Annotated in this window: 15 protein-coding genes, 6 tRNA genes, 3 rRNA genes and 1 pseudogene; 22 read left to right on the forward strand and 3 right to left on the reverse strand. The window is 54.2% G+C overall.

Going from position 1 to position 19,423, the window contains the following annotated elements; genetic code table 11:
• A pseudogene (gene hemJ, locus ACZ89E_RS25870) lies at positions 1–430 on the reverse strand (protoporphyrinogen oxidase HemJ).
• 135 nt (positions 431–565) lie between these two features.
• On the opposite strand from hemJ, the gene argC reads away from it, so the two are divergent.
• Together argC and erpA are read left to right on the forward strand one after the other, a co-directional pair.
• Positions 566–1,600: an N-acetyl-gamma-glutamyl-phosphate reductase gene (gene argC / locus ACZ89E_RS25875; protein ID WP_123512992.1), complete on the forward strand. Its 1,035-nt coding sequence runs from the start codon at positions 566–568 to the stop codon at positions 1,598–1,600.
• Positions 1,601–1,755: 155 nt separating this feature from the next.
• Positions 1,756–2,106, forward strand: coding sequence for an iron-sulfur cluster insertion protein ErpA (gene erpA, locus ACZ89E_RS25880; RefSeq protein WP_007947969.1), 351 nt, complete (start codon positions 1,756–1,758; stop codon positions 2,104–2,106).
• A 67-nt stretch (positions 2,107–2,173) separates the two neighbouring features.
• Here the strand turns inward: erpA and ACZ89E_RS25885 are convergent, their stop codons facing one another.
• Positions 2,174–3,265, reverse strand: coding sequence for an anhydro-N-acetylmuramic acid kinase (locus tag ACZ89E_RS25885; RefSeq protein WP_149659542.1), 1,092 nt, complete (start codon positions 3,263–3,265; stop codon positions 2,174–2,176).
• A 2-nt stretch (positions 3,266–3,267) separates the two neighbouring features.
• Entirely contained in the window at positions 3,268–4,686 is a 1,419-nt protein-coding gene (locus ACZ89E_RS25890; RefSeq protein WP_149659541.1) for a peptidoglycan DD-metalloendopeptidase family protein, read from the reverse strand.
• A gap of 211 nt (positions 4,687–4,897) precedes the next feature.
• On the opposite strand from ACZ89E_RS25890, the gene tyrS reads away from it, so the two are divergent.
• The 20 genes from tyrS to rplL all read left to right on the forward strand — a co-directional run bounded on the left by tyrS (position 4,898) and on the right by rplL (position 19,326).
• Complete coding sequence (tyrS, locus tag ACZ89E_RS25895) at positions 4,898–6,097, forward strand: tyrosine--tRNA ligase (RefSeq protein WP_149659540.1); 1,200 nt, start codon at positions 4,898–4,900, stop codon at positions 6,095–6,097.
• 552 nt (positions 6,098–6,649) lie between these two features.
• Positions 6,650–8,188, forward strand: a 16S ribosomal RNA gene (locus ACZ89E_RS25900).
• 83 nt (positions 8,189–8,271) lie between these two features.
• Positions 8,272–8,348: transfer RNA gene (locus ACZ89E_RS25905), tRNA-Ile, on the forward strand.
• Positions 8,349–8,382: 34 nt separating this feature from the next.
• Positions 8,383–8,458, forward strand: a tRNA-Ala gene (locus ACZ89E_RS25910).
• A 247-nt stretch (positions 8,459–8,705) separates the two neighbouring features.
• Positions 8,706–11,597 (forward strand): 23S ribosomal RNA (locus ACZ89E_RS25915).
• A 152-nt stretch (positions 11,598–11,749) separates the two neighbouring features.
• Positions 11,750–11,865, forward strand: a 5S ribosomal RNA gene (gene rrf / locus ACZ89E_RS25920).
• The 16S, 23S and 5S rRNA genes sit together here with 2 tRNA genes alongside, the layout of an rRNA operon.
• Positions 11,866–12,001: 136 nt before the next feature.
• The gene (gene birA, locus ACZ89E_RS25925; protein WP_476256694.1) at positions 12,002–12,961 is read left to right on the forward strand and encodes a bifunctional biotin--[acetyl-CoA-carboxylase] ligase/biotin operon repressor BirA; all 960 of its coding nucleotides are present in this window, start codon (positions 12,002–12,004) and stop codon (positions 12,959–12,961) included.
• Positions 12,951–13,700 (forward strand): pantothenate kinase, encoded by a 750-nt coding sequence (locus tag ACZ89E_RS25930; RefSeq protein WP_149662060.1) that lies wholly within the window; start codon positions 12,951–12,953, stop codon positions 13,698–13,700. Before birA ends, ACZ89E_RS25930 begins: the two co-directional genes overlap by 11 nt.
• Positions 13,701–13,707: 7 nt before the next feature.
• Positions 13,708–14,148, forward strand: a complete 441-nt coding sequence (locus ACZ89E_RS25935) for a hypothetical protein (protein ID WP_476256695.1) — start codon at positions 13,708–13,710, stop codon at positions 14,146–14,148.
• Between the two features lie 142 nt (positions 14,149–14,290).
• A tRNA-Tyr gene (locus ACZ89E_RS25940) sits at positions 14,291–14,375 on the forward strand.
• A 24-nt stretch (positions 14,376–14,399) separates the two neighbouring features.
• Positions 14,400–14,473, forward strand: a tRNA-Gly gene (locus ACZ89E_RS25945).
• Positions 14,474–14,499: 26 nt separating this feature from the next.
• Positions 14,500–14,575 (forward strand) — tRNA-Thr (locus tag ACZ89E_RS25950).
• 84 nt (positions 14,576–14,659) lie between these two features.
• Positions 14,660–15,853 carry an elongation factor Tu gene (tuf, locus tag ACZ89E_RS25955; protein ID WP_007896619.1) on the forward strand — a complete coding sequence of 398 codons (1,194 nt, stop codon included), beginning with the start codon at positions 14,660–14,662 and terminating at the stop codon, positions 15,851–15,853.
• Between the two features lie 53 nt (positions 15,854–15,906).
• Positions 15,907–15,982, forward strand: a tRNA-Trp gene (locus ACZ89E_RS25960).
• A gap of 45 nt (positions 15,983–16,027) precedes the next feature.
• Entirely contained in the window at positions 16,028–16,396 is a 369-nt protein-coding gene (gene secE, locus ACZ89E_RS25965) for a preprotein translocase subunit SecE (protein ID WP_008145488.1), read from the forward strand.
• A gap of 9 nt (positions 16,397–16,405) precedes the next feature.
• Positions 16,406–16,939 carry a transcription termination/antitermination protein NusG gene (gene nusG, locus ACZ89E_RS25970; protein WP_007896622.1) on the forward strand — a complete coding sequence of 178 codons (534 nt, stop codon included), beginning with the start codon at positions 16,406–16,408 and terminating at the stop codon, positions 16,937–16,939.
• Positions 16,940–17,056: 117 nt separating this feature from the next.
• Positions 17,057–17,488, forward strand: coding sequence for a 50S ribosomal protein L11 (gene rplK / locus ACZ89E_RS25975; RefSeq protein WP_003228756.1), 432 nt, complete (start codon positions 17,057–17,059; stop codon positions 17,486–17,488).
• Positions 17,488–18,183 (forward strand): 50S ribosomal protein L1, encoded by a 696-nt coding sequence (gene rplA / locus ACZ89E_RS25980; protein WP_019693883.1) that lies wholly within the window; start codon positions 17,488–17,490, stop codon positions 18,181–18,183. The genes rplK and rplA overlap by 1 nt, the downstream gene beginning before the upstream one ends.
• 198 nt (positions 18,184–18,381) lie before the next feature.
• On the forward strand, positions 18,382–18,882 hold the full coding sequence (gene rplJ / locus ACZ89E_RS25985; RefSeq protein WP_149662057.1) for a 50S ribosomal protein L10: 501 nt from the start codon (positions 18,382–18,384) through the stop codon (positions 18,880–18,882).
• Positions 18,883–18,960: 78 nt separating this feature from the next.
• Positions 18,961–19,326: a 50S ribosomal protein L7/L12 gene (gene rplL / locus ACZ89E_RS25990; RefSeq protein ID WP_149662056.1), complete on the forward strand. Its 366-nt coding sequence runs from the start codon at positions 18,961–18,963 to the stop codon at positions 19,324–19,326.
• Positions 19,327–19,423 lie beyond the last annotated feature (97 nt).

Raw genomic sequence — 19,423 nt, forward strand, 5'->3', positions numbered from 1 at the left:
TTAGAACGGCCGAACGACGACCAGAATTACGATAGCCAGCAATATCAGAACCGGCACTTCATTGAACCAGCGATAAAAGACATGGCTGCGGGGTGTTTTCGCCACGGGCAAAACGTTTTACCTGGGCGCCGCACATGTGGTGGTAGCCGATCAGGATCACCACGAGGGTCAACTTGGCGTGCATCCAGGCGCCCTGGCTGAAGATGCTCGGGTTGAGGTAGATCAGGGCAAGGCCGAAGACCAGGGTGGCGATCATCGCCGGGCCCATGATGCCCCGATACAACTTGCGCTCCATGAGGCTGAAGCGTTCCTTGCTGACGGTGTCTTCGCTTTGCGCGTGATAGACGAACAGTCGCGGCAGGTAAAACAGGCCGGCAAACCAGCAGACCATGCTGACGATGTGAAGCGCTTTGAGCCACAGATAAAGCATTTTTAGTTATTCCCAGGTTCACGGTAGCCCGGATAGTAGAGGCTTGAGCGTCCGCACGTCACCTTGCCGGTTGTCGCAGGACGATACGGGCCCTATTATCGACGGCTTTCCAGTGGGTTCGTTGAGGGCAGGTTTATGGTCAAGGTCGGTATCGTCGGCGGCACGGGTTACACCGGTGTCGAACTGCTGCGTCTGTTGGCACAGCATCCGCAAGCTGAAGTGGTAGTGATCACTTCCCGATCCGAGGCCGGTCTGGCCGTGGCTGATATGTATCCGAACCTGCGAGGCCACTACGACGGCCTGGCGTTCAGCGTTCCGGACATCAAGACCCTGGGCGCCTGCGATGTGGTGTTCTTCGCCACACCACACGGTGTTGCCCATGCTCTGGCCGGCGAACTGCTGGCTGCCGGCACCAAGGTCATCGATCTGTCGGCGGATTTCCGTCTGCAAGACGCTGATGAATGGGCCAAGTGGTACGGCCAGCCGCACGGTGCACCGGAGTTGCTGGAAGAGGCGGTCTATGGCCTGCCGGAAGTCAATCGCGAGCAGATCAAGCAAGCGCGCCTGATCGCCGTGCCGGGTTGCTATCCAACCGCAACCCAGTTGGGTTTCCTGCCATTGCTCGAAGCCGGTCTGGCGGACACTTCCCGTTTGATCGCTGACTGCAAGTCGGGTGTCAGCGGTGCCGGTCGGGGCGCAGCGGTAGGTTCCTTGTACTCCGAGACGTCGGAAAGCATGAAGGCTTACGCGGTCAAAGGGCACCGTCACCTGCCGGAAATTCGCCAGGGTCTGCGTCGCGCATCGGGCAAGGACGTCGGCCTGACTTTCGTTCCGCACCTGACGCCGATGATTCGCGGCATTCACTCGACGCTGTACGCGACCGTCGTCGATCGTTCAGTGGATCTGCAGGCGCTGTTTGAAAAGCGTTATGCCAACGAACCGTTCGTCGATGTGATGCCGGCCGGCAGCCATCCGGAAACGCGCAGCGTGCGCGGTGCCAACGTTTGCCGTATCGCCGTGCATCGTCCACAGGATGGTGACCTGGTGGTGGTGTTGTCAGTGATCGATAACCTGGTCAAGGGCGCGTCGGGCCAGGCGGTGCAGAACCTGAACATCCTGTTCGGGCTGGATGAACGCTTGGGTCTGTCCCACGCGGGCATGCTGCCTTAAGCGCAGCCACAAGCTTCAAGTTGTAAGCCTTAAGCTTAAAGCTAACGACTTGAAGCTTGCCGCTGCTCCTTCTAATAGTTGACCAATTTTCTAGGAGAAGCGGATAATGCCCGTCATCACGCATTATGGCGGCGTAACGCCGGGAGATAGTTAGCATGAGCGTCGAATCCTTCACCCCCACGGCTTTGCAATTCACCCACGGTGCCGCGCACAAGGTGAAGAGCCTGGTCGATGAAGAGGGGAATGATCGCTTGAAGCTGCGCGTATTTGTTACGGGCGGTGGTTGTTCAGGTTTTCAGTACGGCTTCACCTTCGATGAAGAAGTGGCCGATGACGACACCATCGTCGAGCGCGAAGGTGTGAGTCTGGTCGTAGACCCGATGAGCTTCCAGTACCTGGCAGGTGCTGAGGTGGATTATCAGGAAGGTCTGGAAGGTTCGCGGTTCGTGATCAAGAATCCGAACGCCAGCACCACCTGTGGTTGCGGTTCTTCGTTCTCGATCTGATCGCGCATCACCGAATTACAAGGCGCCGCAGGGTTTCACAGCCCTGCGGCGTTTTGCTGTCTGGCCTTTAAGCAGGGTAGATGGCGCCGAGTACGCGCAAGCCGCGGGCACCGGTGACGCTTGGGCGGTTGGCGGCGATGCCTTCGAGGCAGCAATGGGCCAGCCAGGCGAAGGCCATGGCTTCGACCCAGTCCGGGTCGACACCGTAAGCGGCGGTGCTGCTGACTTTGGCATTCGGTAGCAGGCTCGCCAGGCGGGCCATCAGCGTAGCGTTGTGGGCGCCGCCGCCGCAGACCAGTAATTCACGGGTATCTGATTGGGCGCTTTGCAGTGACTCAATAATGGTCAGGGCGGTCAGTTCGAGCAGGGTCGCCTGTACATCTTCAGGAGCGAAGGTGGGCAAGTGCGAGAGGTGCTGCGTCAGCCAAGGCAGGTTGAATACTTCGCGGCCGGTGCTCTTGGGGCCTTTGGTCACGAAAAATGGATCACTGAGTAGCTCGCTCAACAAGGTGGGTTCAACCTTGCCGCTGGCTGCCCATCGGCCGTCGCGATCGAAATTGTCGCCGCGTTGCTGGTGAATCCAGGCATCCAGCAGCACATTGCCCGGGCCGCAGTCGAAACCGGCGACAGGTTTGCCAGGCTCGATCAGGCTCAAGTTACTGAAACCGCCGACGTTCAATACTGCTCGGTTGCCTGGCTGTTCTTCAAACAAGGCTTCGTGAAAGGCTGGAACCAGTGGCGCGCCCTGGCCGCCTGCGGCGACGTCGCGACTGCGGAAATCACCGACCACGGTGATGCCAGTCAGCTCGGTCAGCAGGGCGGGGTTGCCGATTTGCACCGTGAACCCGCGTGCCGGTTCGTGGCGAATGGTCTGGCCGTGGCTGCCAATCGCGCGAATGTCTTCGGCTTTCAGGTTTTGTTGATCGAGGAGGGTGTGAATGCCCTGTGCTGCCAGATTCACCCAGTTCTGTTGGGCGATGGCGGAGCGGGCAATCTCGTCCGGGCCGCTGGCGCACAAGCCAAGCAGCTCGGCGCGCAGGGATTCAGGCATGGGGATGTAGTGCGTGGCGATCAGTTTGATCGCCGGGGTTTGTTCGATCAGCGCAATGTCCAGGCCATCAAGGCTGGTCCCGGACATCACGCCTATATAGAGCGCCATGCTTAGCGTTTGCTCGACGCGAGCATGGTGGCCTTCTCTTGGTCCATCCGAGCCATCAATGGCTGGCTTTGCGCGAGGAAGCGCGAGCGCTCGCCTTTGGCAATCGGGTCAGCCATCGGCAGCTTCTGGCCCAGTGGATCGACGTGCACGCCATTGACCTGGAATTCATAGTGCAAGTGCGGGCCGGTCGACAGGCCGGTGGTGCCGATGTAGCCGATCACCTGGCCTTGTTTGACGCTGCCGCCAGTCTGCACGCCTTTGGCGAAACCTTGCATGTGGCCGTACAACGTACGGTAGGTGTTGCCGTGCTGAATGATGATGGTGTTGCCGTAACCACCACGGCGACCGGCCAGCAGAACTTTGCCGTCCCCGGTTGCCTTGATCGGCGTACCGCGTGGTGCTGCGTAATCGACACCTTTGTGCGCGCGGATCTTGTTCAGGATCGGATGCTTGCGGCCCATGGAGAATTTCGAGCTGATGCGGGCGAAGTCTACCGGAGTACGGATGAATGCCTTGCGCATGCTGTTGCCGTCAGCCGTGTAATAGCTGCTGTTGCCTTGTTTGTTGGTGTAACGCACGGCGGTGTAGGTCTTGCCGCGGTTGGTGAAGCGTGCGGACAGGATCGGGCCAGTGCCGACAGCCTTGCCGTTGACGACTTTCTGTTCGTAGATCACATCGAATTCGTCGCCTTGGCGAATATCCTGGGCGAAGTCGACGTCGTAGCCAAACACGCTGGCCATGTCCATGGTCAGGCTGTGGGACAGGCCGGCGCGAGCCGCGGACTGCGACAGCGAGCTATTGATCACGCCGTGAACGTAGGCGGAGCGTACGGTCGGTTTGGCGGTAATACGGTTGAACACATAACCCTTGTCGTTCTTGGTCAGGGTGATGCTTTCGAGGTCGCTGACTTTGCTGTGCAGGTTGGTCAACTGGCCTTCAGGGTTCAGTTCGAATTCGAGCTTCTGACCATGCTTGAGTTGGCTGAACTGTTTGGCTTGCTTGTCGCTGGCCAAAATTTCATGCACTGAGGCGGCGGGCAGGCCGACCTTTGCAAACAGGGTAGAGAGGGTGTCGCCTTTGCCAACAATGACTTCTTTATGGTTGGGGGCTTTCTTTGGTTCGACCACTGGCGCAGGGGCGGCTTGAGCGGTTTCCTTGGTGTCTTCGGCGCTGTCTTCGATCTGCGCGAACGGGGAGCCTGCCGGTTCATTTGTGGCTTGGACGGCATCGGCAGCGTCTTGATCTTGTGTCAGTTGTTCAGCAGGACTTTCCAGTTCAAGGCTCAGGGTCGTCTTTTTGGCTTCAACATCACTGGAAGGAAATACCAGGAGAGCCAGGCTGAGAAGGGCGGCGATCCCACTTGCGGCAAGCAGGTGGGTCTTCGGGTAAAGCGGCGGCGCTTTAGACGGTTCTGTGGTCATAGGTAATTTTTGACTTTGAAAAGATGAATTGGAAAAGATGAATGACATGATGAAGATGAAATAACTGTATAAAATATAACCAAATCATCTCTGAAGCAAGCCTGCGGATGCTCTGTCTGTGGATTGGCGTGCGTGCGCCGGGCAAAACTTGTATTTGGTGCGCGATCTTGTATGGTTGGTTCCCTTTGAATCTGAGCCTTGCGGGTCTGTTATGAAGTCGGTTGAAGAGCAGCTAGCGCTGATCAAACGTGGTGCAGAAGAACTGTTGGTCGAGTCCGAGCTGATCGAAAAGCTCAAGCGTGGCCAGCCGCTACGTATTAAGGCGGGCTTCGATCCGACCGCGCCGGATTTGCACCTGGGTCACACAGTGCTTATTAATAAGCTGCGTCAGTTCCAGGAGCTGGGGCACCAGGTGATCTTCCTTATAGGAGACTTCACCGGGATGATCGGCGATCCGAGTGGCAAGAGTGCCACCCGTCCTCCGCTGACCCGCGAGCAGGTTCTCGAGAATGCCGAGACCTACAAGACTCAGGTTTTCAAGATTCTCGATCCGGCCAAAACCGAAGTGGCATTCAACTCCACCTGGATGGATCAGATGGGGCCGGCCGACTTCATTCGTCTGACTTCGCAGTACACCGTGGCTCGCATGCTCGAGCGCGATGACTTCGACAAGCGTTACACAACCAATCAGCCGATCGCCATTCATGAGTTCCTGTATCCGTTGGTTCAGGGTTATGACTCGGTGGCCTTGCGCGCGGACGTCGAGTTGGGTGGTACCGATCAGAAGTTCAACCTGCTGATGGGGCGTGAACTGCAGCGTGGTTATGGGCAGGAGCCGCAGTGCATTCTGACCATGCCGTTGCTCGAAGGTCTGGACGGCGTGAAGAAGATGTCCAAGTCGTTGGGCAACTACGTCGGCATCCAGGAAGCGCCTGGGGTCATGTACAGCAAGCTGGTTTCCATTCCGGATGCGCTGATGTGGCGCTATTTCGAATTGCTCAGCTTCCGTTCCATGGATGAGATCATTGCGTTCCGTGCTGATGTCGAAGCAGGTGCCAATCCAAGGGACATCAAAATCAAGCTGGCTGAAGAGATTGTTGCGCGTTTCCATGGGGAGGAGGCTGCGGCCAGTGCTCACCGTGCGGCGGGGAACCGTATGAAGGAAGGCGAGCTGCCGGATGATCTGCCAGAGATCGAGCTGACTGCTGCTGAAGATATGCCGATTGCTGCTGTCCTTAATAAGGCGGGCTTGGTGAAGAACTCGGCAGTGGCGCGCGATCTTCTGAATTCGGGCGGCGTGCGTATAGATGGTGAGGTTGTCGATCGCACCTTTATATACGTACTGGGCGCGACCCATGTTTGTCAGGCTGGTAAGAAGGCTTTTGCGCGTATTACGCTCAAATCCGAATAAAGCTGAAATCAGTGCTTGACGGCAGATTCTGGAAGTCTATAATTCGCCCCACTTCCGGCGCAGTCGAAACGGAAAACTCCTTGGTAAACAAAGAGTTACGCAGTTTTCGGCAGCGAGTTGCTTCAGGTCATCGAAGCCCAGAAGGAGTTGATAAGGCAGTGTGTTGTCGCCTTGTTAACGGTTCGATCTTCTCGGTCGAAAGCGGAACAAAAGAGGTGTTGACAGCAGCGAGTAACGCTGTAGAATTCGGCTCCCGCTAACGAGAGATCGGAAGCGCAAGTGGTTGAAGTTGCAAAGGAAACTTTGAAAACTTCTGAAAATAACCGCTTGACAGTAACTGGCGCTGCTGTAGAATGCGCGCCTCGGTTGAGACGAAAGATCTTAACCCACCGCTCTTTAACAATTGAATCAAGCAATTCGTGTGGGTGCTTGTGGAGTCAGACTGATAGTCAACAAGATTATCAGCATCACAAGTTACTCCGCGAGAAATCAAAGATGTAACCAACGATTGCTGAGCCAAGTTTAGGGTTTCTTAAAAACCCAAAGATGTTTGAACTGAAGAGTTTGATCATGGCTCAGATTGAACGCTGGCGGCAGGCCTAACACATGCAAGTCGAGCGGCAGCACGGGTACTTGTACCTGGTGGCGAGCGGCGGACGGGTGAGTAATGCCTAGGAATCTGCCTGGTAGTGGGGGATAACGCTCGGAAACGGACGCTAATACCGCATACGTCCTACGGGAGAAAGCAGGGGACCTTCGGGCCTTGCGCTATCAGATGAGCCTAGGTCGGATTAGCTAGTTGGTGAGGTAATGGCTCACCAAGGCGACGATCCGTAACTGGTCTGAGAGGATGATCAGTCACACTGGAACTGAGACACGGTCCAGACTCCTACGGGAGGCAGCAGTGGGGAATATTGGACAATGGGCGAAAGCCTGATCCAGCCATGCCGCGTGTGTGAAGAAGGTCTTCGGATTGTAAAGCACTTTAAGTTGGGAGGAAGGGCATTTACCTAATACGTAAGTGTTTTGACGTTACCGACAGAATAAGCACCGGCTAACTCTGTGCCAGCAGCCGCGGTAATACAGAGGGTGCAAGCGTTAATCGGAATTACTGGGCGTAAAGCGCGCGTAGGTGGTTCGTTAAGTTGGATGTGAAATCCCCGGGCTCAACCTGGGAACTGCATTCAAAACTGTCGAGCTAGAGTATGGTAGAGGGTGGTGGAATTTCCTGTGTAGCGGTGAAATGCGTAGATATAGGAAGGAACACCAGTGGCGAAGGCGACCACCTGGACTAATACTGACACTGAGGTGCGAAAGCGTGGGGAGCAAACAGGATTAGATACCCTGGTAGTCCACGCCGTAAACGATGTCAACTAGCCGTTGGGAGCCTTGAGCTCTTAGTGGCGCAGCTAACGCATTAAGTTGACCGCCTGGGGAGTACGGCCGCAAGGTTAAAACTCAAATGAATTGACGGGGGCCCGCACAAGCGGTGGAGCATGTGGTTTAATTCGAAGCAACGCGAAGAACCTTACCAGGCCTTGACATCCAATGAACTTTCTAGAGATAGATTGGTGCCTTCGGGAACATTGAGACAGGTGCTGCATGGCTGTCGTCAGCTCGTGTCGTGAGATGTTGGGTTAAGTCCCGTAACGAGCGCAACCCTTGTCCTTAGTTACCAGCACGTAATGGTGGGCACTCTAAGGAGACTGCCGGTGACAAACCGGAGGAAGGTGGGGATGACGTCAAGTCATCATGGCCCTTACGGCCTGGGCTACACACGTGCTACAATGGTCGGTACAGAGGGTTGCCAAGCCGCGAGGTGGAGCTAATCCCAGAAAACCGATCGTAGTCCGGATCGCAGTCTGCAACTCGACTGCGTGAAGTCGGAATCGCTAGTAATCGCGAATCAGAATGTCGCGGTGAATACGTTCCCGGGCCTTGTACACACCGCCCGTCACACCATGGGAGTGGGTTGCACCAGAAGTAGCTAGTCTAACCTTCGGGGGGACGGTTACCACGGTGTGATTCATGACTGGGGTGAAGTCGTAACAAGGTAGCCGTAGGGGAACCTGCGGCTGGATCACCTCCTTAATCGACGACATCAGCTGCTCCATAAGTTCCCACACGAATTGCTTGATTCATTGAAGAAGACGATAAAGAAGCAGCCCGAAATTGGGTCTGTAGCTCAGTTGGTTAGAGCGCACCCCTGATAAGGGTGAGGTCGGCAGTTCGAATCTGCCCAGACCCACCAATTTTGCTTGTGTGGGAAACGCCTGTAGAAATACGGGGCCATAGCTCAGCTGGGAGAGCGCCTGCCTTGCACGCAGGAGGTCAACGGTTCGATCCCGTTTGGCTCCACCACTACTGCTTCTGATTGTTGAAAGCTTAGAAATGAGCATTCCACCAAGACGGTGATGAATGTTGATTTCTAGTCTTTGATTAGATCGTTCTTTAAAAATTTGGGTATGTGATAGAAAGATAGACTGGACGTTACTTTCACTGGTAACGGATCAGGCTAAGGTAAAATTTGTGAGTTCTCTTAATTGAGAAATTCGAATTTTCGGCGAATGTCGTCTTCACAGTATAACCAGATTGCTTGGGGTTATATGGTCAAGTGAAGAAGCGCATACGGTGGATGCCTTGGCAGTCAGAGGCGATGAAAGACGTGGTAGCCTGCGAAAAGCTTCGGGGAGTCGGCAAACAGACTTTGATCCGGAGATGTCTGAATGGGGGAACCCACCTAACATAAGTTAGGTATCTTAAGCTGAATACATAGGCTTAAGAAGCGAACCAGGGGAACTGAAACATCTAAGTACCCTGAGGAAAAGAAATCAACCGAGATTCCCTTAGTAGTGGCGAGCGAACGGGGACTAGCCCTTAAGTGGCTTTGAGATTAGCGGAACGCTCTGGAAAGTGCGGCCATAGTGGGTGATAGCCCTGTACGCGAAAATCTCTTAGTCATGAAATCGAGTAGGACGGAGCACGAGAAACTTTGTCTGAATATGGGGGGACCATCCTCCAAGGCTAAATACTACTGACTGACCGATAGTGAACTAGTACCGTGAGGGAAAGGCGAAAAGAACCCCGGAGAGGGGAGTGAAATAGATCCTGAAACCGTATGCGTACAAGCAGTGGGAGCCCACTTTGTTGGGTGACTGCGTACCTTTTGTATAATGGGTCAGCGACTTATTTTCAGTGGCGAGCTTAACCGAATAGGGGAGGCGTAGCGAAAGCGAGTCTTAATAGGGCGTCTAGTCGCTGGGAATAGACCCGAAACCGGGCGATCTATCCATGGGCAGGTTGAAGGTTGGGTAACACTAACTGGAGGACCGAACCGACTACCGTTGAAAAGTTAGCGGATGACCTGTGGATCGGAGTGAAAGGCTAATCAAGCTCGGAGATAGCTGGTTCTCCTCGAAAGCTATTTAGGTAGCGCCTCATGTATCACTGTAGGGGGTAGAGCACTGTTTCGGCTAGGGGGTCATCCCGACTTACCAAACCGATGCAAACTCCGAATACCTACAAGTGCCGAGCATGGGAGACACACGGCGGGTGCTAACGTCCGTCGTGAAAAGGGAAACAACCCAGACCGTCAGCTAAGGTCCCAAAGTTATGGTTAAGTGGGAAACGATGTGGGAAGGCTTAGACAGCTAGGAGGTTGGCTTAGAAGCAGCCACCCTTTAAAGAAAGCGTAATAGCTCACTAGTCGAGTCGGCCTGCGCGGAAGATGTAACGGGGCTCAAACCATACACCGAAGCTACGGGTATCACTTAGGTGATGCGGTAGAGGAGCGTTCTGTAAGCCTGTGAAGGTGAGTTGAGAAGCTTGCTGGAGGTATCAGAAGTGCGAATGCTGACATGAGTAACGACAATGGGTGTGAAAAACACCCACGCCGAAAGACCAAGGTTTCCTGCGCAACGTTAATCGACGCAGGGTTAGTCGGTCCCTAAGGCGAGGCTGAAAAGCGTAGTCGATGGAAAACAGGTTAATATTCCTGTACTTCTGGTTATTGCGATGGAGGGACGGAGAAGGCTAGGCCAGCTTGGCGTTGGTTGTCCAAGTTTAAGGTGGTAGGCTGGAATCTTAGGTAAATCCGGGATTCTAAGGCCGAGAGCTGATGACGAGTGTTCTTTTAGAACACGAAGTGGTTGATGCCATGCTTCCAAGAAAAGCTTCTAAGCTTCAGGTAACCAGGAACCGTACCCCAAACCGACACAGGTGGTTGGGTAGAGAATACCAAGGCGCTTGAGAGAACTCGGGTGAAGGAACTAGGCAAAATGGCACCGTAACTTCGGGAGAAGGTGCGCCGGTGAGGGTGAAGCATTTACTGCGTAAGCCCATGCCGGTCGAAGATACCAGGCCGCTGCGACTGTTTATTAAAAACACAGCACTCTGCAAACACGAAAGTGGACGTATAGGGTGTGACGCCTGCCCGGTGCCGGAAGGTTAATTGATGGGGTTAGCTAACGCGAAGCTCTTGATCGAAGCCCCGGTAAACGGCGGCCGTAACTATAACGGTCCTAAGGTAGCGAAATTCCTTGTCGGGTAAGTTCCGACCTGCACGAATGGCGTAACGATGGCGGCGCTGTCTCCACCCGAGACTCAGTGAAATTGAAATCGCTGTGAAGATGCAGTGTATCCGCGGCTAGACGGAAAGACCCCGTGAACCTTTACTATAGCTTTGCACTGGACTTTGAATTTGCTTGTGTAGGATAGGTGGGAGGCTTTGAAGCGTGGACGCCAGTTCGCGTGGAGCCAACCTTGAAATACCACCCTGGCAACTTTGAGGTTCTAACTCAGGTCCGTTATCCGGATCGAGGACAGTGTATGGTGGGTAGTTTGACTGGGGCGGTCTCCTCCTAAAGAGTAACGGAGGAGTACGAAGGTGCGCTCAGACCGGTCGGAAATCGGTCGTAGAGTATAAAGGCAAAAGCGCGCTTGACTGCGAGACAGACACGTCGAGCAGGTACGAAAGTAGGTCTTAGTGATCCGGTGGTTCTGTATGGAAGGGCCATCGCTCAACGGATAAAAGGTACTCCGGGGATAACAGGCTGATACCGCCCAAGAGTTCATATCGACGGCGGTGTTTGGCACCTCGATGTCGGCTCATCACATCCTGGGGCTGAAGCCGGTCCCAAGGGTATGGCTGTTCGCCATTTAAAGTGGTACGCGAGCTGGGTTTAGAACGTCGTGAGACAGTTCGGTCCCTATCTGCCGTGGACGTTTGAGATTTGAGAGGGGCTGCTCCTAGTACGAGAGGACCGGAGTGGACGAACCTCTGGTGTTCCGGTTGTCACGCCAGTGGCATTGCCGGGTAGCTATGTTCGGAATAGATAACCGCTGAAAGCATCTAAGCGGGAAACTAGCCTCAAGATGAGATCTCACTGGGACCTTGAGTCCCCTGAAGGGCCGTCGAAGACTACGACGTTGATAGGTTGGGTGTGTAAGCGCTGTGAGGCGTTGAGCTAACCAATACTAATTGCCCGTGAGGCTTGACCATATAACACCCAAGCAATTTGCGTCGAAAGAGCAGATTGCGGTGTGTGAAGACGAAACGAACCGAAAGTTCGAAAGACTCACAAACACCGAAAGCTATCACATACCCAATTTGCTGAAGCGAGGCCAGCTGGTCACGACTCAGTACCCGAATTTCTTGACGACCATAGAGCATTGGAACCACCTGATCCCATCCCGAACTCAGCAGTGAAACGATGCATCGCCGATGGTAGTGTGGGGTTTCCCCATGTGAGAGTAGGTCATCGTCAAGATTAAATTCCGAAACCCCTATCTGCGTATGCAGGTAGGGGTTTTGTTTTGTCCGAAGAAAAATCCGCTCAATAGGGTTTCTATGCAACGGCTCGGGGCATGGCTATCATTCGGGCCTCATTGTGAGGCGGGACTTGCATGCTGACTTTGTTAAAGCTTCTAAAGGATGGCCGATTCCATTCAGGTGAGGCCTTGGGCATAGCCTTGGGTGTCAGTCGAAGTGCTGTGTGGAAGCAGCTTCAGCTTTTAGAGGCTGAATTGGGTCTGTCAATTCATAAGGTACGCGGTCGCGGCTATCAATTGGCTGCGCCATTGACGCTACTTGATCCTGTGGAAATAGATGAAAAGTCGTCTATTTGCGGTTGGCCTGCGCAGGTTTTTGACTCTGTTGACTCTACTAATGCTGAAGCCTTGCGCGCTATCGGGCGAGGTAGGGCTGCGCCGTTCCTGGTACTGGCAGAGCGACAGACTGCTGGTCGCGGAAGGCGAGGTCGTAAATGGGTGAGTCCATTTGCAGAAAACATCTATTACAGCCTCGTGCTACGCATCGAGGGTGGTATGCGGCAGCTGGAAGGCTTGAGTTTGGTCGTAGGGCTTGCGGTAATGCATGCCTTGCGAAAGCAGGGGGTTTCCGGGGTGGGGCTAAAATGGCCCAATGACCTTCTTGTTGGTCAGAAAAAGATCGCGGGGATACTCCTAGAGTTGGTGGGCGATCCTGCTGACGTGTGCCACGTAGTGTTAGGTGTTGGAATCAATGTGAACATGCAGGCCGCTGAAGAGGTTGATCAGCAGTGGACGTCCATGCGGCTTGAGTCTGGCAGGGTGTTTGACCGCAATCTCTTGGTGGTGGAGCTGGGTTTGATGCTCCAGGCTTACTTGGAGCGTCATCAGCGCGACGGCTTTTCAGCCAGCCATGATGAGTGGGAGCAAAACCATCTGTGGCAGGGGCGGGCTGTCTCATTGATTGCCGGCGTCAACCAGATAGATGGCGTTGTAATGGGTATCGATAATCAGGGTGCCTTGCGCTTGAAGGTGGGTGATGTGGAAAAAGTCTTTAGTGGCGGTGAGCTCAGTTTGAGGTTGCGTGATGATTCTTGAGCTCGACTGCGGTAATAGCTTTATAAAGTGGCGGTTGCTCGGTGCGGACGTCCGGTCAGTGGTTGCGGAAGGTATTGTCGATTCGGATCTTGCCTTGCTGGAGAGCTTGAAGCAGGTCAATGGGTTGGCTCTCAAGCATTGTCGATTGGTGAGTGTCAGGACTGGTGAAGAAACCAGTGCCCTGATTTGCCTTTTGACTGACGCGTTTGGGGTGTCCGTCATGTGTGCGGTGTCTGCCCGCGAAATGTCCGGCGTCCGTAATGGCTACGATGATTATGAAAGGCTTGGTCTTGATCGATGGCTTGCGATGCTTGGAGGGTTCCACCTAGCCTCGGGCGCCTGTCTTGTGTTGGATTTCGGCACGGCGGTCACTGCAGACTTTATTGCGAGCGACGGAGAGCATCTTGGGGGATTCATTTGTCCAGGTATGCCCTTGATGCGCAATCAGTTGCGCACCCATACCCGAAGAATCCGCTATGGCGATCTTGCGGCTGAGCGCGCTCTGGAAAGCCTTGTGCCTGGTCGCACAACTGTAGAGGCAGTTGAGAGAGGGTGTTCCTTGATGCTTCAGGGTTTTGTCCTGACCCAGCTCCAGCTGGCGCGCAGCTATTGGGGAGAGGGTTTCACTGTATTCCTCACTGGTGGTGATGCTGACCTGGTTGCCGGGATCGTGCCTGATGCCAGGGTGGTTCCTGATCTGGTGTTTGTAGGTTTGGCTATGGCGTGTCCCTTGCCCTGAGGTTCTTATGCGTTGGTTGTTTCTGTTGCTGGTCGTCCTCAATGTTTTTTATTACGTCTGGCATCAACAAGAGGCGCCCCTTCGTGCGAAGGATGTGACGCCCCTGAGCTTGTATCGAGGCTCTCAGCAGGACATACGTTTGTTGAGCGAGACGACTGACGTTGCTCGCGATAAAGGTAAGCCTCTCCAGGCGGACGGTGATTGCCTCTATGTGGGAGGTTTTGCTCGTCAGGAAACGGTACAGGCGATCGAGCGTCGGTTGAGTGGTTTGGAGATCAAGGCTCAGGTCTTGCCTAAGGATGCCCTGGAATCTGGAGGATTTTGGCTCCGTGTGACGCCTGAAAGCCGGCGTTTACTGGATGACTCGAAGCTGCAAAACCTTTCTAAAGAATTCAATGAGTTAAAACATAAAATAATGCCGTGCGAGGGGGTTGCACCCGTCGAATAGTTTGAATAGAATGGCGCCCGCTTCGCAGTGAAGACCTTCTACGGTAAACAGTGCGAAACGAGGTCAACGCAGCTAACCTCAGGTTTTTAATGAGAAAATGCTTGACAGAAGGCTGGCATGATATAGAATGCCGGCTCGCTTAGGAGGGGTTCCCGAGCGGCCAAAGGGATCAGACTGTAAATCTGACGTCTACGACTTCGAAGGTTCGAATCCTTCCCCCTCCACCATTTTTAGCGAGAGCTGCAAGCTCCGCGGGTATAGTTTAGTGGTAGAACCTCAGCCTTCCAAGCTGATGATGCGGGTTCGATTCCCGCTACCCGCTCCAAGTTTGCAGGTCCTGCAAAGTGTTGCGCTCTTGTAGCTCAGTTGGTAGAGCACACCCTTGGTAAGGGTGAGGTCAGCGGTTCAAATCCGCTCAAGAGCTCCATATAACAAGGCAGATATGAAAATATCTGCCTTTGTTTTAATGGCTGATGTTACTTGCTCAATTCTTCTGCTGGGAGTTATTTCGATGGCTAAGGAAAAGTTCGAACGTAATAAGCCGCACGTCAACGTAGGTACCATCGGTCACGTAGACCATGGCAAAACTACTCTGACCGCAGCCTTGACTCGTGTCTGCTCCGAAGTTTTCGGTTCGGCAAAAGTCGACTTCGACAAAATCGATAGTGCCCCAGAAGAAAAAGCTCGTGGCATCACCATCAACACCGCTCACGTTGAATACGATTCGGCCGTGCGTCACTACGCACACGTTGACTGTCCAGGTCACGCTGACTACGTAAAAAACATGATCACCGGTGCCGCTCAGATGGATGGCGCGATCCTGGTTTGCTCGGCCGCTGATGGTCCGATGCCGCAAACCCGCGAGCATATCCTGCTCTCTCGCCAGGTTGGCGTTCCGTACATTGTTGTCTTCCTGAACAAGGCTGACATGGTAGATGATGCGGAGCTGCTCGAGCTGGTTGAGATGGAAGTGCGCGATCTGCTGAGTACTTACGATTTCCCAGGTGATGACACTCCGATCATCATTGGTTCTGCGCTGATGGCGTTGAACGGTCAAGATGACAACGAGATGGGTACTACTGCCGTCAAGAAGTTGGTTGAGACTCTGGATAGCTACATTCCGCAGCCTGAGCGTGCTATCGACAAGCCGTTCCTGATGCCGATCGAGGATGTGTTCTCGATCTCCGGTCGCGGTACTGTTGTGACTGGTCGTGTTGAGCGTGGCATTGTTCGCATTCAGGAAGAAGTTGAGATTGTGGGTCTTCGTGACACTGTCAAAACTACTTGTACTGGTGTTGAGATGTTCCGCAAGCTGCTCGACGAAGGTCGTGCTGGCGAGAACTGTGGTGTGCTGCTGCGTGGCACCAAGCGTGATGATGTAGAGCGTGGCCAGGTCCTGGTCAAGCCAGGCACTGTCAAGCCTCACACCAAGTTCACTGCAGAGGTTTATGTTCTGAGCAAGGAGGAGGGTGGTCGTCATACGCCGTTCTTCAAGGGTTACCGTCCACAGTTCTACTTCCGTACTACGGATGTGACCGGTAACTGCGAATTGCCAGAAGGCGTTGAAATGGTGATGCCGGGTGATAACGTTCAGATGACCGTTACCCTGATCAAAACCATCGCGATGGAAGATGGTCTTCGTTTCGCTATCCGTGAAGGCGGTCGTACCGTCGGCGCTGGTGTCGTGGCTAAAGTCATCGAGTAAGTTGTTGTAATGTCTTTTTCAGGCCGGCATAATGGTCGGCCTGATTTTGTTTTAGGTCAGTAGCTCAATTGGCAGAGCGACGGTCTCCAAAACCGTAGGTTGGGGGTTCGATTCCCTCCTGACCTGCCAGATTCACTTGGTGTGTCTGGCTTTCTTTTCACAGGATCTTCATAGATGACTCCTAAAGCTGAAGCTCAAGGCTCTCGCTTCGATCTGCTCAAGTGGCTAGTAGTAGTCGCTTTGGTGGTTGTTGGCGTTGTTGGCAATCAGTATTACTCTGCTTCGCCGATCCTGTACCGCGTACTAGCTTTGCTCGCCATTGCTGCTGTAGCTGCCTTTGTAGGCCTGCAGACAGTCAAGGGCAAGTCTTTCTTTGTACTGGTTAAGGAAGCTCGCACCGAGATTCGTAAAGTCGTATGGCCAACTCGCCAAGAAACCACGCAGACCACGTTGATTGTTGTGGCTGTTGTTCTGGTTATGGCGTTGCTGTTGTGGGGGCTTGACTCCCTCCTCGGCTGGCTTGTTTCCTTGATTGTCGGCTAAGGGTGTCCCGTGGCTAAGCGTTGGTACGTTGTGCATGCTTACTCCGGTTACGAGAAGCATGTCATGCGCTCGTTGGTAGAGCGCGTAAAGCTGGCTGGCATGGAAGATGGCTTCGGCGAAATTCTGGTTCCCACTGAAGAAGTGGTTGAAATGCGTAATGGCCAGAAACGCAAAAGCGAGCGCAAGTTCTTCCCAGGTTATGTGCTGGTCCAGATGGACATGAACGAGGGGACTTGGCACTTGGTCAAGGATACTCCTCGGGTGATGGGTTTCATTGGCGGTACCGCCGATAAGCCTGCACCGATCACAGATAAAGAGGCAGAAGCGATTCTGCGTCGCGTTGCTGACGGTAGCGACAAGCCGAAGCCGAAGACACTCTTCGAGCCAGGCGAATCGGTGCGTGTCAACGATGGGCCGTTTGCTGATTTCACTGGCACGGTCGAAGAAGTTAACTACGAAAAGAGCCGAATCCAAGTGGCAGTGCTCATTTTCGGTCGCTCTACTCCGGTAGAGTTAGAGTTCAGTCAGGTCGAAAAGGTCTAGCTGAGCAAGCATCCCAACCCCGCAGCCCTAGGCTGTGGGGTTTTGTCGTCACTGGGATAAACGCGCAAGTAACCGGGGAGCCTTTCGAGGCGTTCGAACCCGTAATTGGAGTGCCTCATGGCCAAGAAGATTACCGCTTACATCAAGCTGCAAGTGAAGGCCGCTCAGGCTAACCCAAGCCCACCTGTTGGTCCTGCTCTGGGTCAGCACGGCGTGAACATCATGGAATTCTGCAAGGCTTTCAACGCCCGTACTCAGGGTCTTGAAGCTGGTCTGCCGACTCCAGTGATCATCACTGTCTATAGCGACCGTAGCTTCACTTTCGAAACCAAATCCACACCTGCTTCGGTTCTGCTGAAGAAGGCTGCTGGTCTGACTAGCGGTTCTGCTCGTCCGAACACCGTTAAGGTTGGCACCGTGACCCGTGCTCAGCTGGAAGAAATCGCGAAAACCAAAAACGCGGATCTGACTGCAGCTGATATGGACGCAGCCGTGCGTACTATCGCCGGTTCTGCTCGTAGCATGGGCCTTAACGTGGAGGGTGTGTAATGGCTAAGTTGACCAAGCGTCAAAAGGCTATCGCCGGCAAAATCGAAGCAGGCAAGGCCTACAACTTTGTAGACGCTGCTGCTCTGCTGGCTGAGCTGTCGACTGTCAAGTTCAGCGAGTCGTTCGACGTTGCTGTAAACCTGGGCGTTGACCCGCGTAAATCCGACCAGGTCGTTCGTAGCGCTACTGTGCTGCCGCACGGCACTGGCAAGACTGTTCGCGTTGCTGTGTTCACCCAGGGGCCAGCTGCTGAGGCCGCTCTGGCTGCCGGCGCTGACCGTGTAGGTATGGACGATCTGGCTGCCGAAATGAAAGGCGGCGACCTGAACTATGACGTAGTTATCGCATCCCCGGATGCAATGCGCGTTGTTGGTCAGTTGGGTCAGATCCTCGGCCCACGTGGTCTGATGCCTAACCCTAAAGTCGGCACCGTAACCCCAGACGTAGCTACCGCGGTTAAAAACGCCAAGGCTGGTCAGGTTCGTTATCGCACCGACAAAAACGGCATCATTCACACCTCCGTTGGCAAAGTCGGTTTCGACGCCGTCAAGCTGAAGGAAAACGTTGAAGCCCTGATCGCTGATCTGAAGCGTATCAAGCCAGCTTCTTCGAAAGGTATTTACGTCAAGCGCGTTACCCTGAGCACCACCATGGGTCCAGGTCTGGTCATCGACCAAGGCTCGCTCGACGCGTAAGACGCAGGTTGGCGCAAGCGATTGCGCCAATTGAAAGATTGGGGTCCCTGCCTGGCGGGGGCTATCCAAGACCGTAGGCGACGCAAGTCTTAAACCTCAAGCCTACGCAGATGGTGCTCCCGGTTCCTTACCGAATCAGACACCAAAACGACATCCGGCTCCGGTTGGATGAAACGGTAACAAGCAGGAGTTAAACCCGTGGCAATTAATCTCGAAGACAAGAAGGCCATCGTCGCTGAAGTCAACGAGGCTGCCAAAGTTGCCCTGTCTGCTGTTGTGGCTGATGCCCGCGGTGTGACAGTAGGCGCAATGACCGGACTCCGTAAAGAGGCTCGTGAAGCTGGCGTATACGTACGTGTTGTACGTAACACCCTGCTCAAGCGCGCTGTTGCTGGCACTGAATACAGTGTCCTCAACGACGTGTTCACCGGCCCGACTCTGATCGCGTTCTCCAAGGATCATCCAGGCGCTGCTGCCCGTTTGTTCAAGGAATTCGCCAAGAGTCAGGATAAGTTCGAGATCAAGGCAGCTGCGTTCGAGGGCAAGTTCCTCGCAGCTAACCAAATCGACGTACTGGCAACACTGCCGACCCGTAACGAAGCTATTTCTCAGCTGATGAGCGTGATTCAAGGCGCTACCAGCAAGTTGGCTCGTACTCTGGCTGCAGTTCGCGAGCAAAAAGAAGCTGCTGCAGCCTAAGGCTGAGCATCTCCTTTCGCGTATTTTTGTTTATTTCGATGGCCGCGTAGGCCGTCCCCCAATTCAGGAAATACAGTAATGTCTATCTCCCAAGAAGATATCCTCAACGCCGTAGCTGAAATGTCGGTTCTGCAGGTTGTTGAGCTGATCAAAGCTTTCGAAGAAAAATTCGGCGTTTCCGCTGCTGCTGCTTCCGCCGGCCCAGCCGCTGTTGCCGCTGTTGCTGAAGAGCAAACCGAATTCAACGTCATGTTGACCGAAACTGGCGAGAAGAAAGTTAACGTGATCAAGGCAGTACGTGAACTGACCGGTCTGGGCTTGAAAGAAGCCAAGGCTGTAGTTGACGGCGCTCCTGCCATGGTTCTGGAAGCTGTTTCGAAAGACGCAGCTGACAAAGCCAAAGCCACTCTGGAAGAAGCAGGCGCTAAAGTCGAGCTGAAGTAAGCATCGACTTTGCGTCTCCAGCCCGAGCGTTAAGCGAAAGGCTGATGGCTGGTGGCTCTTGCCACCGGCCTTTTTCCGTTATTGGCAGCCGACTGGG

The sequence above is a fragment of the Pseudomonas sp. TE3899 genome, from assembly GCF_056279105.1.